At 66.7% G+C, this 13,552-nt stretch carries 15 protein-coding genes; 1 reads left to right on the top strand and 14 read right to left on the bottom strand.

Going from position 1 to position 13,552, the window contains the following annotated elements; translation table 11 throughout:
• Positions 1 to 46: 46 nt before the first annotated feature.
• The gene (locus LTH93_RS10730; RefSeq protein WP_241465005.1) at positions 47 to 823 is read right to left on the bottom strand and encodes an alpha/beta hydrolase; all 777 of its coding nucleotides are present in this window, start codon (positions 821 to 823) and stop codon (positions 47 to 49) included.
• 4 nt (positions 824 to 827) lie between these two features.
• Positions 828 to 1,139, bottom strand: coding sequence for a hypothetical protein (locus LTH93_RS10725; protein ID WP_241470949.1), 312 nt, complete (start codon positions 1,137 to 1,139; stop codon positions 828 to 830).
• A 102-nt stretch (positions 1,140 to 1,241) separates the two neighbouring features.
• On the opposite strand from LTH93_RS10725, the gene nucS reads away from it, so the two are divergent.
• Positions 1,242 to 1,934 (top strand): endonuclease NucS, encoded by a 693-nt coding sequence (gene nucS, locus LTH93_RS10720; RefSeq protein ID WP_241465007.1) that lies wholly within the window; start codon positions 1,242 to 1,244, stop codon positions 1,932 to 1,934.
• A 349-nt stretch (positions 1,935 to 2,283) separates the two neighbouring features.
• Here nucS and LTH93_RS10715 read toward each other — a convergent pair whose 3' ends face one another.
• The 12 genes from LTH93_RS10715 to prfA form a co-directional block, all read right to left on the bottom strand.
• Positions 2,284 to 2,550 carry a F0F1 ATP synthase subunit epsilon gene (locus LTH93_RS10715; protein ID WP_241465008.1) on the bottom strand — a complete coding sequence of 89 codons (267 nt, stop codon included), beginning with the start codon at positions 2,548 to 2,550 and terminating at the stop codon, positions 2,284 to 2,286.
• Positions 2,551 to 2,552: 2 nt separating this feature from the next.
• Entirely contained in the window at positions 2,553 to 4,013 is a 1,461-nt protein-coding gene (gene atpD, locus LTH93_RS10710; protein WP_241465009.1) for a F0F1 ATP synthase subunit beta, read from the bottom strand.
• Between the two features lie 69 nt (positions 4,014 to 4,082).
• Positions 4,083 to 4,976: a F0F1 ATP synthase subunit gamma gene (locus tag LTH93_RS10705; RefSeq protein WP_241465010.1), complete on the bottom strand. Its 894-nt coding sequence runs from the start codon at positions 4,974 to 4,976 to the stop codon at positions 4,083 to 4,085.
• Between the two features lie 57 nt (positions 4,977 to 5,033).
• A complete protein-coding gene (atpA, locus tag LTH93_RS10700) occupies positions 5,034 to 6,662 on the bottom strand; it encodes a F0F1 ATP synthase subunit alpha (RefSeq protein ID WP_241465011.1) in 1,629 nt (542 codons plus the stop codon).
• An 89-nt stretch (positions 6,663 to 6,751) separates the two neighbouring features.
• Positions 6,752 to 7,561 carry a F0F1 ATP synthase subunit delta gene (locus LTH93_RS10695; protein ID WP_241465012.1) on the bottom strand — a complete coding sequence of 270 codons (810 nt, stop codon included), beginning with the start codon at positions 7,559 to 7,561 and terminating at the stop codon, positions 6,752 to 6,754.
• Positions 7,561 to 8,130 carry a F0F1 ATP synthase subunit B gene (locus LTH93_RS10690; protein WP_241465013.1) on the bottom strand — a complete coding sequence of 190 codons (570 nt, stop codon included), beginning with the start codon at positions 8,128 to 8,130 and terminating at the stop codon, positions 7,561 to 7,563. Before LTH93_RS10690 ends, LTH93_RS10695 begins: the two co-directional genes overlap by 1 nt.
• A gap of 81 nt (positions 8,131 to 8,211) precedes the next feature.
• On the bottom strand, positions 8,212 to 8,415 hold the full coding sequence (locus LTH93_RS10685; protein ID WP_036476452.1) for an ATP synthase F0 subunit C: 204 nt from the start codon (positions 8,413 to 8,415) through the stop codon (positions 8,212 to 8,214).
• 136 nt (positions 8,416 to 8,551) lie between these two features.
• Complete coding sequence (gene atpB, locus LTH93_RS10680; protein WP_241465014.1) at positions 8,552 to 9,343, bottom strand: F0F1 ATP synthase subunit A; 792 nt, start codon at positions 9,341 to 9,343, stop codon at positions 8,552 to 8,554.
• A 289-nt stretch (positions 9,344 to 9,632) separates the two neighbouring features.
• Positions 9,633 to 10,781 carry an MraY family glycosyltransferase gene (locus LTH93_RS10675; protein WP_241465015.1) on the bottom strand — a complete coding sequence of 383 codons (1,149 nt, stop codon included), beginning with the start codon at positions 10,779 to 10,781 and terminating at the stop codon, positions 9,633 to 9,635.
• Positions 10,778 to 11,455, bottom strand: coding sequence for an L-threonylcarbamoyladenylate synthase (locus LTH93_RS10670; RefSeq protein ID WP_241465016.1), 678 nt, complete (start codon positions 11,453 to 11,455; stop codon positions 10,778 to 10,780). The genes LTH93_RS10675 and LTH93_RS10670 overlap by 4 nt, the downstream gene beginning before the upstream one ends.
• Entirely contained in the window at positions 11,443 to 12,423 is a 981-nt protein-coding gene (gene prmC / locus LTH93_RS10665; protein ID WP_241465017.1) for a peptide chain release factor N(5)-glutamine methyltransferase, read from the bottom strand. The genes LTH93_RS10670 and prmC overlap by 13 nt, the downstream gene beginning before the upstream one ends.
• Before the next feature lie 5 nt (positions 12,424 to 12,428).
• Complete coding sequence (gene prfA / locus LTH93_RS10660; protein WP_241465107.1) at positions 12,429 to 13,511, bottom strand: peptide chain release factor 1; 1,083 nt, start codon at positions 13,509 to 13,511, stop codon at positions 12,429 to 12,431.
• Positions 13,512 to 13,552: the final 41 nt, after the last annotated feature.

Raw genomic sequence — 13,552 nt, 5'->3', positions numbered from 1 at the left:
CAGGCCGCGCGGCGCAGCGCAGACCGGTCGGTCGCGCGGCGCAGCGCTACTCCGAGGCCATCGGCCCGGTCCAGGTGGTCGGCAGATCCGCGGTCACGCCCAGGACGGTGGACGCGATGTCCTCGAGCACCAGGCGGGAATACCGCTCCCCCACCCAGAGGTGCTTGGCACCCTCGACGCCGCGCAGCTGAGCCTGGGTGATCGGGGCGAAGCGCTGCCGCGCCTCCGCGGGTTTGAGGAAGTCATCAAGCTCGGGCACCAGGATGCGCAGCGGGCGCCCATCCTCGTTCCAGGCCTCCAGGTGTGCCGGCTCGGCGCGGTGCAGCGGAGGCGAGAGCAGGATCGCGCCTTCCGTCTCCGAGCGTGCGGGCTCGTCGGTGCCATATTTGAGCACCAGCTCGGTGCCGAAGGACCAGCCGAGCATCCAGCGGTGGGGCAGTTCGCGCTGCGCGGCGAACCGGATCGCGGCGGCCATGTCGAGTCGCTCCTCGACACCTCCGGAGAATTCCCCCTCCGAGGTCCCGCGCGGTGAGCTGGTGCCACGGGTGTTGAAGCGCAGCACCGCGATGTCTGCCAGTGCAGGGAGCCGGTAGGAGGCCTTCTTGTAGATGTGGGAGTCCATGAACCCGCCGTGGGTGGGCAGCGGGTGGAAGGTCACCAGAGTCGCCTCGGGCCGAGCATGCAGGGGCAGCGCCAGCTCACCGACCAGGGTCAGCCCGTCCTCGGTCTGCAGCGTGATCTCCTCACGCCGCGCCGGCAGCACCGACTTGGGTCCCAGCTCCTCGTCGTGGACCTCGGTGTATTCAAATCTCTGAGCAGACATGACCTCAGCCTATCCGCCAGCATTGGCTGTGCCAGTGGCGTCGCTCGGCGGCCGCGTGCTCATCGCCGAAGATCGAATCGGCCCGCCAGGCGACGACGTGAGCGGTCCCTGCCGGCACGGGAAGGTGGCATCCCGGGCAGGTGTAGCTCTTCTGCGCTGCGGAGGCGGAGATGTGCCGCACGTGATATTCCCCGTCACGGCGGCGCACCGTCCCGGAGGAGAATGCGCCCTGACCGAAGACCCCCGTGGACAGCGGTCGGTGCTCGCGCTGCCACTTCGACGCGCGCCTTCCGGGTCCCTTCGCTGACTTGGCCATGGGCTCCATTGTTTCAGGTGTGGGGCTCCGGATACCACGACACAGCTGGGCCACTGGTCCCGGGTGCGGCCCTTCCCCCGAGACCGGGTAGGATCAGTCACCGTGCGATTGGTAATTGCGACCTGTTCAGTGTCATATTCCGGCCGGCTCAACGCCCACCTGGCCCAGGCCACGCGCCTGCTCATGGTGAAGGCCGACGGCGGCGTGCTCATCCACTCCGACGGCGGCTCCTATAAGCCGCTCAACTGGATGTCCCCGCCCGCCACGATGCGGGTGACCGCGCCCGACGCGCAGCAGCGTGAGGCCGGTATCACCGAGGTCTGGAACGTCTCGGCGACCAAGAGCGACGACACCCTGTCCATCCTGATCAGCGAGGTCCACGAGGACGTCTCGCATGATCTCGGCGTGGACCCGGGTCTGGTCAAGGACGGCGTGGAGTCCGATCTGCAGCGGCTGCTCGCCGAGCAGATCGAGCTGCTCGGCGCCGGCCACCGGCTCATCCGTCGGGAGCACCCCACCCCGATCGGTCCGGTGGACATCCTCGCCCGCGGCCCACAGGGCAGCGTCGCCGTGGAGCTCAAGCGTCGCGGCGACATCGACGGGGTTGAGCAGCTCACCCGCTACCTGGACCTGCTCAACCGCGATCCGCTGCTGGCGCCCGTGCAGGGAGTCTTCGCGGCCCAGCAGATCAAGCCCCAGGCACGCACCCTCGCCGAGGACCGCGGCATCCGCTGCCTCGTGCTGGACTATGACGCGATGCGCGGGGTCGACGACGCCGACTCGCGCCTCTTCTAGCCGGCTGAACCTCCGGCCCGAAACGTCGGGAGGCTCACCCCTGGGGTCGGCGTCGCCGCAGAGCCGGCTGTCCCGGCCGGACTCGGCATCGAGCTCGCGCACCATGGCGGGCATCTCGCCCCTGGACCATCTCGACGCCCCTCGCGTTCGGCAGCGCCTGATGCGCCGCCATGAGCTGGCGAAGCTGTCCATGAGCTTCGCGCACGCGCGCACAGACAGGATGAGCTTCGCGCACGCGCGCACAGACAGGATGAGCTTCGCGCACGCGCGCACAGACAGGCGGGCCCCCGGTCTCCGTGAGGAGTCCGGGGGCCCGCCTGGCGATGAGGTGGATCAGTCGATGATCGGGTCAGCTCTGCGTGAGCTCGGCCTCGTCCGCGACGATGGTCACCTGATCGGAGTCCACCGAGAAGAAGCCTCCGGTGACCTTCGCGTTCACTGGGGAGCCCTCGACGGGGTTGATGACCAGCTCACCTTCGGCCAGCAGCGAGAGCACCGGAGTGTGACCCGGCAGGATGCCGATGTCACCCTCCACTGTGCGCGCGCGCACCGACTTGGCGGCACCGGACCAGACGGCGTGGTCGCTGGCGACCACCTGAACGTCGAGTTCGGCCATGATCAGGACCTCTTCTTGATCTCGGCGTAGAGACGCTCGACATCATCGAGGCCGCCGACGTTGTAGAACGCCTGCTCCGGGATGTGGTCGAGATCGCCGTTGGCGATGGCGTTGAAGCCCTCGATGGTGTCCTTGATCGCCACAGTGGAACCGTCGACGCCGGTGAACTGCTTGGCGGTGTAGGTGTTCTGTGACAGGAACTGCTCGATGCGGCGGGCGCGGGAGACGACGATCTTGTCTTCCTCGCCGAGCTCATCGATGCCGAGGATCGCGATGATGTCCTGCAGCTCCTTGTTCTTCTGCAGGATCTGCTTCACCCGAGTCGCGGTGTCGTAGTGCTCCTGACCCACGTACTGCGGGTCAAGGATGCGCGAGGTCGAGCTCAGCGGGTCCACAGCCGGGTACAGACCACGCGAGGCGATTGCACGGGAAAGCTCCGTGGTCGCGTCCAGGTGGGCGAACACGTTCGCCGGCGCCGGGTCGGTGTAGTCATCGGCGGGGACGTAGACGGCCTGCATCGATGTGATGGAGTGGCCGCGGGTCGAGGTGATGCGCTCCTGGAGCACACCCATCTCGTCGGCAAGGTTCGGCTGGTAACCCACTGCTGAAGGCATGCGCCCCAGCAGCGTGGAGACCTCGGAGCCGGCCTGCGAGAAGCGGAAGATGTTGTCGATGAAGAGCAGCACATCCTGGTTCTGCACATCGCGGAAGTACTCCGCCATGGTCAGCGCACTCAGTGCCACACGCAGACGCGTGCCTGGCGGCTCATCCATCTGACCGAACACCAAGGCGGTGTCCTTGAGGACGTTGGCCTCTTCCATCTCGACCCAGAGGTCGTTGCCCTCACGGGTGCGCTCACCGACACCGGCGAACACCGAGGTGCCGCCGAAGTTGCGGGCCACACGGGTGATCATCTCCTGGATGAGCACCGTCTTGCCCACACCGGCGCCGCCGAAGAGGCCGATCTTGCCGCCCTGGATGTATGGGGTCAGCAGGTCGATCACCTTGATGCCGGTCTCCAGCATCTCGGTGGAGCCCTCGAGTGCCGCGAAGTTCGGAGCCGGGCGGTGGATCGGCCAGCGATCCTGAACCTCCAGCTCGGAGATCGGCATGTCCAGGGTCTCGCCCAGGACGTTGAAGATGTGTCCCTTCACGGACTCACCCACGGGCACCGTGATGGCTGATCCGGTGTCGTGCACGGGGGTGCCGCGCACCAGGCCGTCGGTGGCCTGCAGCGAGATCGCACGGATCAGGTTGTCGCCCAGGTGTGCAGCGACCTCGAACGTGATCTTGCGGGTCACGCCGCCGAGGGTGACCTCGGAGTTGAGCGCGTTGTACATCGATGGGATGGAGTCGGCGGGGAACTCAATGTCCACGACCGGACCGATCACCCGGGCGATGCGACCAGTCGCACCCGGCTGACCGGCTGCTCCGGAGCTCTGCTCTGCAGTAGTGGCAGTCATCTCTCTCACTTCACTTGATCTTGGATGATGTCAAAACGTCTGTTGTTGGCCTGCGGGGGTACCCGTGGGCTAGCTCGCGGCCAGAGCGTCGGCACCCGCGATGAGCTCGCTGAGCTCCTGGGTGATCTCGGCCTGGCGAGCGTTGTTGCGCAACAGGGTGAACTTCTTGATGAGGTCGTCCGCGTTGTCGGCAGCAGACTTCATCGCCCGCTGGCGAGCCGCGAGCTCCGACGCCGAGGCTTCCAGCATCGCCGCGAAGATCTTGGACTCGATGTACCGCGGAAGCAGCGCATCGAGGACCTCTTCGGCGGCGGGCTCGAAGTCATACAGCGGGGTGGGCTCGTGCTTGGCTTCCGCATCCTGCTCCACGAAGGCCAGCGGCAACAGACGTCGCACCACCGGCTCCTGCTTCACCATGGACTGGAACTCGGTGTAGACGAGATACAGCTCGTCCACGCCGCCCTCCTCGGTGGGCTGCAGGAAGCGATCGACCAGCGTACGGCCGATCTCCTGAGCACGTTCCACCTCGGGGGCGTCCGTGTTTCCGGTCCATACCTGGTCATACTCCCGCTCACGGAAGTCATAGAACGCCTGCGCCTTGCGTCCATAGAGGTAGGGGCGGATCTCCTTGCCGTCCTCCCGAAGGCGCTTGGTCAGGGCTTCGCCCCGCTTGAGCACGTTCGTGGAGTAGGCGCCGGCGAGTCCGCGGTCGCTGGTGACGATCAGCACTGCCGCGCGGGTGGGGTTCTCCACCTTCGTGGTCAGCACGTGATCGATGTCGTTCTGCGAGGCCACGGCGGAGACCGCACGTGTGATGGCATCTGCGTATGGCGAGGCTGCCCGCGCACGGCTGCGTGCTTTGCCGATGCGAGACGTCGCGATCAGCTCCATCGCCTTGAAGATCTTCTTCATCGACGAAGTCGATGCGATCTTCTGGCGGTAGACCCGAATCTGGGCTCCCATGCTTGTCCTTCCTTGATGTCGTTCAGCAAGTGATTCTGCTCAGCTGCGGTGTGGACCTCAGCTGCGTGCGGGAATCTCTTCCTGGCTGATCTCGTCGGCGGACATCGCGTCGGTCTGCTCGTTGCCCACGATGGACGTGGCACCCTCGGCGTGGAATTCCTTCTTGAACGCGACCATGGCTTCTTTGAGCGCACTGACGGTGTCGTCCTCGAGCTTGCCCGAGGCGGCGATGTTGGTCAGCACGTTGGTCTTGCGACGCAGGTAGTCCAGCCAGTCCGTCTCGAAGCGCTTGATGTCCGCAGTCTCGACATCGTCCAGGTGACCCTGGGAACCGGTCCAGATCGATGCGACCTGATCCTCGATGGCGTACGGCGTGTACTGCGCCTGCTTGAGCAGCTCGGTCTGGCGCTCGCCGCGCACCAGCTGCTGCCGGGTGGCGGGGTCGAGGTCCGAGGCGAACATGGCGAAGGCCTGCATGTCCCGGTACTGCGCCAGGTCCAGCTTCAGCGTGCCGGAGACCTTCTTCATGGCCTTGAGCTGAGCGGCACCACCGACGCGGGACACCGAGATGCCCACGTCGACTGCCGGACGCTGGTTGGCGTTGAAGAGGTCCGACTGCAGGAAGATCTGACCGTCGGTGATCGAGATGACGTTGGTCGGGATGTAGGCCGACACGTCGTTGGCCTTGGTCTCCACCAGCGGAAGTCCGGTCATCGAACCCGCGCCGAGCTCGTCGGAGAGCTTGGCACAACGCTCGAGCAGACGAGAGTGGAGGTAGAACACGTCGCCGGGGTACGCCTCGCGTCCCGGTGGGCGACGCAGCAGCAGCGACACCGCGCGGTAGGCCTCAGCCTGCTTGGAGAGGTCATCGAACACGATCAGCACGTGCTTGCCGCCGTACATCCAGTGCTGGCCGATGGCCGAACCGGCGAACGGTGCCAGGTACTTATAGCCGGCGGGGTCAGATGCCGGGGACGCCACGATGGTGGTGTACTCCAGCGCGCCGCGCTCTTCGAGGGTCTGCCGCACGGCCGCGATGGTGGAGGCCTTCTGGCCCACAGCAACGTAGACGCAGCGAACCTGCTTGGTGACGTCGCCGGATTCCCAGTTGGCCTTCTGGTTCAGGATGGCGTCGATGGCGATCGCGGTCTTGCCGGTCTGGCGGTCACCGATGATCAGCTGACGCTGACCGCGGCCGATCGGGATCATGGCGTCGATGGCCTTGATGCCGGTCTGGAGCGGCTCGTGCACGGATTTGCGCTGCACCACCGAGGGAGCCTGAAGCTCCATCGGACGGCGACCCTCCGGCGTGATGTCGCCCTTGTCATCGATGGGCGTGCCCAGCGGGTCGACCACGCGACCCAGGAATTCGTCACCGACCGGGACCGAGAGGACCTCGCCGGTGCGGGTGACCTCCTGGCCCTCCACGATGCCGGAGAACTCGCCGAGGATCACGACGCCGATCTCTCGGGTGTCGAGGTTCTGGGCCAGGCCCAGGGTGCCGTCTTCGAAGCGAAGAAGTTCGTTTGCCATGGTCGAGGGAAGTCCCTCGACTCGAGCGATGCCGTCAGCCGCGGAGATCACGCGTCCGACCTCGACGCGCTCTGCGCTGCCGGGATCGTAGGATGCGGCGAAATCGTTCAAGGCGTTGCGGACGTCGTCGGCGTTGATGGTCAAGTCGGCCATCTGCAGTCCCTGCTCTCCTCAGTAATGGCCGCGAGGTGCGGCCGGGTGGTTCAAAGATTCACGTATGTGTTGAGCCAGTCTGAAGAAGACTAGCTGGCCAGTCTCCGGTGGAGATCATTGAGTTTGGTGGCCACCGTGCTGTCGACCACCTCATCACCGACCTGGACTCGGATGCCGCCGACCACAGCAGGGTCGAGCACGACGTCGAGCTTCAGCTCTCGACCGAAGTAACGGTCCAGGCTTGCCCCGAGCCGCTGCATATAGCCGGGGTCCAGCTCCTTGGCGACGGTGACCAGTGCGATCCAGCGCTGCTGGCGTGCCGCGATCTGCTCGGTGAAGCGCTCGACGAGCTGCGCGGGTCGAAGCCCGCGCGGCGCCGTCACAGCACGATCGATGAGCAGCCGCGCCTCGGCGCTGGCTCCCGGGGAGAGCTGGGCTGCGAGCTTCTGCTTGGCCTCAGGCGTTGCCTGGGCGTCAGTCAGCGCGCGCTGCACCTGGTGCGAGGAGGCCACGGTCCGCCGGAAGTCCAGCAGTGCCGACTCCAGCTTCTCCAGACCTGCCAGGCCCTCGCGCTCGGCCTGCACCACCACCACGACGACGGCGAGGATCTCGACGGCGTCGCCGAGGTCGCGCTCCTTGCTCCAGCGTCGCGAGACGAGGGCATCGAGGACTTCCGTCGTCGTGCCCCTGACCTTCGCGCCGAAGAGGCTGCGTGCCATCGCCACCCGGTCCTGGGGATCACGGGAGGGGTCGGTGAGGCTGCGGCGCAGCCCTGCCGAGGAATCGAGCACATCCAGTACAGCGAAGAGCTCACGGGCGACCTCAAGGTCGGCCTGCGCCAATGAGGGCGCGAGCTCCTTCTGCACGGCTGCGAGGGATTCGGTGGTCACCGCTGCCATTACTGTGCTGCTCCTGTCTGGCCAGCCTGGGCTGACTGATCAGCGTCGAGATCCGCGAGGAAGCGATCGACCACTCGCTGGGAGCGGGTGTCGTCCTCGAGCGCCTCGCCGACGATCCGGCTCGCGAGCTGTGTGGCCAGCGAACCGACCTCAGCCTTGAGCGAATGCGCAGCCGATGCCCGTTCTGCGGCGATCTGCTGCTGGGCCTGCTCGGTGATGCGGGCCGCCTCAGCGGCGGCCTTCTCCTTGTGCTCGGCGACGATCTCGGCACCTTCGGCGCGAGCTTCCTCACGCATCCGGCTCGCCTCTGCACGGGCATCCCCAAGGTTCTTCTCGTACTCGGCCTTCATGGCTTCGGCCTCAGCCTTGGCCTTCTCAGCCTCGTTGAGTCCACCTTCGATGGCCTCGGTACGGGCCTGATAGGCCTTCTCGAATGCTGGCACGATCCATTTCTGGACCACGAACAGCAGCACCAGGAAGCCCAATAGCACAACCAGGAATTCCCAGAAGTTCGGGAGCAACGGGTTGGCGTCACCTTCTGCTGCCTGGATCAGAGATGCACTGATCATGTGTTCACCCTTTTTTCAGTAGTCTGACGATCTCAGAGGGCCCGGAGTTCCGGTGCCCGTCCCAGAAGAATCGGACCAGCGTCAGAGCACGAAGGCGAAGACGATGGCAAGGATGAAGACCGCCTCCGCCAGCGCGAAGCCGAGGATGGCGATGGGCTGCAGCACGCGCTGCGCCTCAGGCTGGCGGGCCACACCGTTGAGGTAGGCCGAGAAGATCATGCCGATGGCCAGTGCAGCGCCGAAGCCTGCGAGACCCATGCCGACCATGTTCAGAGTGCCGTCCATATGTGTTGCTCACTTTCTGTCTGAGTCCCCGTGCGTACCACGCGGACGGTTCTAATGTCTGGCCTACCGGCATGTGCCGGTCCGCCGCTGCGCCTCGACGTCCTGGTAGGAACGCCGAACCGCATAGAGGGAAAAATCAGTGGGCGTCTGCCTCGATCGAGCCCTGGATGTAGATCGCTGTCAGCAGCGCGAAGACGAAGGCCTGAAGGACCATCATGATCAGCTCCAGGAAGTACAGCGGGATGGAGCCGACGAGGATGAGCGCGCCCAGGCCGTAGTCGGCCAGGCCGCCCTGCTGGGCGACGAGGAACTCGACGCCGGAGCCTGCGAGCATCACGATGATGTGCCCGGCGAGCATCACGGCCATGAGTCGCAGCGAGTGCGTCAGCGGGCGGATGATGAAGTTGGAGAGGAACTCCAGGACCACGAGCAGCGGCAGCAGCCACTTCGGCACGCCTGAGGGCACCGTCATGAGCTTGATGAACTTGGGGCCGTGGGTCTTGAAGCCCAGCGCGATCCAGGTGATCCAGATGATCAGGGCCAGCGCGTAGGCGGGGCCTGCGTGGGAGAACGTGGGCAGCTGCAGGCCCGGGACGGCGCCGAAGATGTTGTTGACCAGCACGAAGAAGAACACCGCGAAGAGCAGCGGGATCCACTGCCGGAAGTGCTTCTCGCCGAGGATGTCGCGTCCCAGGGTGTGCCGGACGAACCCGTAGCCGGACTCGGCAAGGTACTGGGTGCGCGACGGGACGAGGGACTGCTTCCGGATCGCCCACATGAAGAACCAGGAGATGACGATGACCGAGAGGATGACCATCAGCATGTTCTTGCCGAAGCCAGTCCCCCACTCCGCCATCCAGGGAAAGATCTCCGGAAGGTGCGTCTCAGAAATCGTGGGCGGCTGGAATCCACCTTCATTGGTGGCCATGGGCGCAAGCGAATGCAACGCTGGTCCTCTCTGCGGTGTCCGTCAGTGGGTTTCAACCCCGGGCATCGGAAGCCGGATCAACTCCGTCTCGCCTTTTATGTGGACCGCCAGTCTATGAGCAAGACTTCCGAAGACGGTCCACGGGCAACTCCCCCACGCAGGTGTTGGAAAACACAGAACTGGTGTGGGAAGTCACCGAAAGCCTACCAGAACAACGACCCCCGGCACTGCCGGAGGACCACCGACGAAGGCGGTCCCACCACACCGAAAGCCGTCCTGACCCGGGTCATCAGTCGTTGAGTCGGTGCCGCAGCGCACGCTGGGCGGCGGCCCGGTTGACCCGCAGCGCACGACGGCGGAGCCAGGGCCCCAGCGTGAGCACCACCGCGGCGCCCAGGCTCAGCACCATGCCCAGAGTGACCAGCCACCAGGGCAGGAAGTTGAAGGAGACGGCTCCGAAGGCGAACAGCGCAGACCAGAAGTAGAGCAGCAGCACCGCCTGCGGGTGGGAATAGCCGCCGTCGACCAGCTTGTGGTGCAGATGGCCACGGTCAGGGGTGAAGGGTGAGGCGCCCCGAGCGGTGCGTCGGACCACCGCCAGCGCCAGGTCCAGCAGCGGCAGCAGGGTCACCGCCAGGGGCAGCAGGATCGGCATGTACGCGGGGATGTTACGGAATCTGAAGCCCTCGGCGAGCTGGCCGACGTCGGCGGTCACTGCCAGCGCCCCGGCCGCCATGACCAGGCCCAGCAGCATGGCCCCGGTGTCGCCCATGATGATCTTCGAGGGGTAGAAGTTGTGCGGCAGGAAGCCCAGACACGAGCCCACGAGCACCGCCATCAGCAGCGTCACCAGGTTCGAGGCGTCGAAGGCGTTGATCGAGAGCGTCAGCAGGTAGCTGTAGATGAAGAACGCGGCGCCGCCCAGCGCGGCGACTCCGGCAGCCAGTCCGTCGAGCCCGTCGATGAAGTTGAAGGCATTGATGGTCAGCACCACCACGAACACGGTCAGCATCGCCTGCACCAGCGGCCCGCCGACTCCGAGCCAGCCCACCGGCATGACCTCGAGCTGGATCCCGTGGAGCACCAGGATGATGGCTGCGCCGACCTGTCCGCCGAGCTTGACCATCCAGGGGATGTCCCAGGCGTCATCGGCCATGCCGACCAGCAGGATCACCACCATCGCCGCGAAGACGCCGCGCACGGGGGTCAGGTCGGCGAAGATGCCACTCAGATAGGGAATCGTGGAGGCGGCGGCGAGACCGACGACCATCCCGAGGAACATCGCCACCCCGCCCCAGCGCGGCTTGATCTGGTTGTGCACATCACGTTCCCGGATCGGGGTGTAGATGCCCAGCTTCAACGCGATGGTCCGCACCGCGGGGGTGAGCAGATAGGTCACCACCATCGAGACGGCGAGGACGGCCAGGAAATAGATCATGAGTGCGAGTCGGACGCCTCTGCCTCGGGCGCCACGCTGGCTACGACGGCCTGCAGCTCGGCCAGGGGCAGGGCCCCGGTGCGCACCACGCGGGGCGGCGTCACCGTGGCGTCGATGATGGTCGACGCGGCGGATGAGCCGCGGTCACCGGCGTCGAGGTACACCGCGACCGACTCGGCGAGCATCTGCTGGGCCTCGGTGACGGTGGTCGCGGCGGGCATTCCGGTGCGGTTGGCCGAGGAGACCGCGAGCGGCCCAGTGGCGTTGAGCAGATCCAGGGCGAGCTCATCGGCCGGCATGCGCAGCGCGACGGTGCCATGGGTCTCCCCCAGGTCCCAGCGCAGCGAGGGCTGGGCGTTGAGGATCAGCGTCATCGGGCCGGGCCAGAACGCCTGCGCCAGGGTCCTGGCCTCCTCGGGCACGTCGATGGCCAGCGCGTCCATGATCTCGGGGCGACCGATCAGCACCGGCGGCGGCATGGTGCGACTGCGGCCCTTGGCCGCGAGCAGCACCGCCACGGCCTGCGGGGAGAACGCGTCGGCGCCGATGCCGTAGACGGTGTCGGTGGGGAGGACCACCGTCTCCCCTCGAGAGAGCGCGTCCTGCGCCGCGGAGATGCCCTCGGCGCGGGAGGCGGGGTCCGTGCAGTCGACTGTCTGGCTCACGCGCGCCATTCTTCCACGCCGACGGCGGGATACGGGTCAGCCACGAGACCTGCGTCAACGGCGGGAGCTGGGTCAGTGACCGCGCTGGTGGCGCGATCCCGGCCGGTGAGGTCCTGGTGCGTGCTCACCTGAGCCAGCGAGCTGTCTGCCTTGCAGTGCTCGGCCAGCGCCTGCGCCTGAGCTTCGGCGTGTTCGAGGATGAACCAGCCTCCCGGCACGAGCAGCCGCTTGGCGGCGGCGATCACCGCATGGGGCATGGTGAGCCCGTCGGCGCCCCCGCCGTAGAGCGCCAGCTCCGGATCATGCACCCGCACCTCCTCCTCACGCGGCACCATGCCGGCGGGGATATAGGGCGGGTTGGACACGACGACGTCGAAGCTGGACTCCCACTCCTCGGGCACCTCACGCAGGTCGCGCTGGTGCAGGGTCACTCCGAGCGGGGCCAGATTCAGCTCCGCCCAGGCGACGGCCTGGGTGGAGAGCTCCACGGCGTGGACCTCGGCCGAGGGGTGTTCTGCGGCGATGGCGGCGGCCAGGGCGCCTGAGCCGGTGCCGAGATCGACCACGCGGGGCCGCCAGGAGGGTGGGCGCTGCGCGGCCATCCGGGCCAGCTGTTCGAGCGCCGCCTGGGCGACCTGCTCGGTCTCGGGGCGCGGGATGAAGACTCCGGGGCCCACCCGCAGCTCGAGGTGCCGGAAGGGCGCCAGTCCGGTGAGGTGCTGCAGCGGCACCCGGTCCGCACGTTCGGCCACCAGGTCGGTGATCCGCTCGGCGTCGGCAGCGGTGACCGAGCTTGAGGCTATGGCCATCGCGGCGAGGCGTCCGCGCGGGACGCCGAGCACGTGGGCGGCGAGGATCTCGGCGTCGACCCTGGGACTCGGAACGCCCGCTGCGCGGAGCCGGGCGGCGGCGTCGTCGATGAGCTGATCGGCCGGGTGGTCCCCCGGCTGGGCACCGGCTGGCTGATGTGTGGGCATGGGACTCAGTCCTGGGTGTCGTTCAGCGCCGCGAGCCGCTCCTGCTCGTCGAGCTCGACGCAGGACTGGATCACGGCCTCCAGGTCGCCGTTGATCACGGTGTCCAGGTTGTAGGCCTTGTACCCGCTGCGGTGATCGACGATCCGGTTCTCCGGGTAGTTATAGGTGCGGATGCGTTCGGAGCGATCCATGGTGCGGACCTGGGACTTGCGCACCTGCGCATTGTCGGCGTCGATCTGTTCCTGCTGATGGGCCAGGATGCGGGAGCGCAGCACGCGCATCGCAGCCTCCTTGTTCTGCAGCTGGGACTTCTCGTTCTGCATGGCCACCACGATCCCGGTGGGCAGGTGGGTGATCCGCACCGCGGAGTCCGTGGTGTTCACACTCTGACCTCCGGGCCCGGAGGAGCGGTAGACGTCGATCTTGAGGTCGTTCTGGCTCAGCTCCAGCTCCTCAGGCTCGTCGACCTCTGGCAGGACCAGCACACCGGCCGCCGAGGTGTGGATCCGGCCCTGGGACTCGGTCTCGGGCACGCGCTGGACCCGGTGCACGCCGCCCTCGAACTTCAGGTGCGCGTAGACGCCCCGGGCCGGGTCATTGGTGGAGGACTTGATCGCCATCTGCACGTCCTTGTAGCCACCGAGGTCCGAGGGGGTCGAGGAGATGATCTCGGTCTTCCAGCCCCTGGCCTCTGAATAGCGGGTGTACATGCGCAGCAGGTCTCCGGCGAAGAGCGCGGCCTCATCGCCCCCGGCACCGCCCTTGACCTCGATGATCACGTTGCGCACGTCGTTCTCGTCGCGCGGGATCAGCATGCGCAGCAGCTTCGCCGCGGCCTCCTCGAGCTGGGCTGTGAGCGCGGGGATCTCGGCGGAGAACTCGGAGTCCTCCTGGGCGAGCTCCTGGGTGGTCGCCAGGTCCTCGCTGAGCTGCTTCCAGGTCTTGTGCGCCTCAGCCACACCGTTGAGCTGGGCGTAGCGGCGTCCCAGCCGGCGGGCCAGCGACTGGTCGGCGTGGACCTGTGGGTCGGCGAGCTGCTCCTGAAGTTCGGCGTGCTCGGCGAGCAGCGTCGATACGGAGTCGAACATCCGGGCGTTGATCTCTTCGCTCATGACTGGATTCTCTTTCA

This window comes from Nesterenkonia sp. DZ6 (assembly GCF_022565835.1).
Classification (GTDB): domain Bacteria; phylum Actinomycetota; class Actinomycetes; order Actinomycetales; family Micrococcaceae; genus Nesterenkonia.
This window is presented reverse-complemented; position numbering and strand designations above follow the sequence as displayed.

Excerpts from the sequence above, each read along its gene's own strand:
- LTH93_RS10730 (WP_241465005.1), bottom strand. The coding sequence starts at position 823 with ATGTCTGCTCAGAGATTTGAATACACCGAGGTCCACGACGAGGAGCTG.
- LTH93_RS10725 (WP_241470949.1), bottom strand. The coding sequence starts at position 1,139 with ATGGCCAAGTCAGCGAAGGGACCCGGAAGGCGCGCGTCGAAGTGGCAG.
- LTH93_RS10715 (WP_241465008.1), bottom strand. The coding sequence starts at position 2,550 with ATGGCCGAACTCGACGTTCAGGTGGTCGCCAGCGACCACGCCGTCTGG.
- atpD (WP_241465009.1), bottom strand. The coding sequence starts at position 4,013 with ATGACTGCCACTACTGCAGAGCAGAGCTCCGGAGCAGCCGGTCAGCCG.
- LTH93_RS10705 (WP_241465010.1), bottom strand. The coding sequence starts at position 4,976 with ATGGGAGCCCAGATTCGGGTCTACCGCCAGAAGATCGCATCGACTTCG.
- atpA (WP_241465011.1), bottom strand. The coding sequence starts at position 6,662 with ATGGCCGACTTGACCATCAACGCCGACGACGTCCGCAACGCCTTGAAC.
- LTH93_RS10695 (WP_241465012.1), bottom strand. The coding sequence starts at position 7,561 with ATGGCAGCGGTGACCACCGAATCCCTCGCAGCCGTGCAGAAGGAGCTC.
- LTH93_RS10690 (WP_241465013.1), bottom strand. The coding sequence starts at position 8,130 with ATGATCAGTGCATCTCTGATCCAGGCAGCAGAAGGTGACGCCAACCCG.
- LTH93_RS10685 (WP_036476452.1), bottom strand. The coding sequence starts at position 8,415 with ATGGACGGCACTCTGAACATGGTCGGCATGGGTCTCGCAGGCTTCGGC.
- atpB (WP_241465014.1), bottom strand. The coding sequence starts at position 9,343 with ATGGCCACCAATGAAGGTGGATTCCAGCCGCCCACGATTTCTGAGACG.
- LTH93_RS10675 (WP_241465015.1), bottom strand. The coding sequence starts at position 10,781 with ATGATCTATTTCCTGGCCGTCCTCGCCGTCTCGATGGTGGTGACCTAT.
- LTH93_RS10670 (WP_241465016.1), bottom strand. The coding sequence starts at position 11,455 with ATGGCGCGCGTGAGCCAGACAGTCGACTGCACGGACCCCGCCTCCCGC.
- prmC (WP_241465017.1), bottom strand. The coding sequence starts at position 12,423 with ATGCCCACACATCAGCCAGCCGGTGCCCAGCCGGGGGACCACCCGGCC.
- prfA (WP_241465107.1), bottom strand. The coding sequence starts at position 13,511 with ATGTTCGACTCCGTATCGACGCTGCTCGCCGAGCACGCCGAACTTCAG.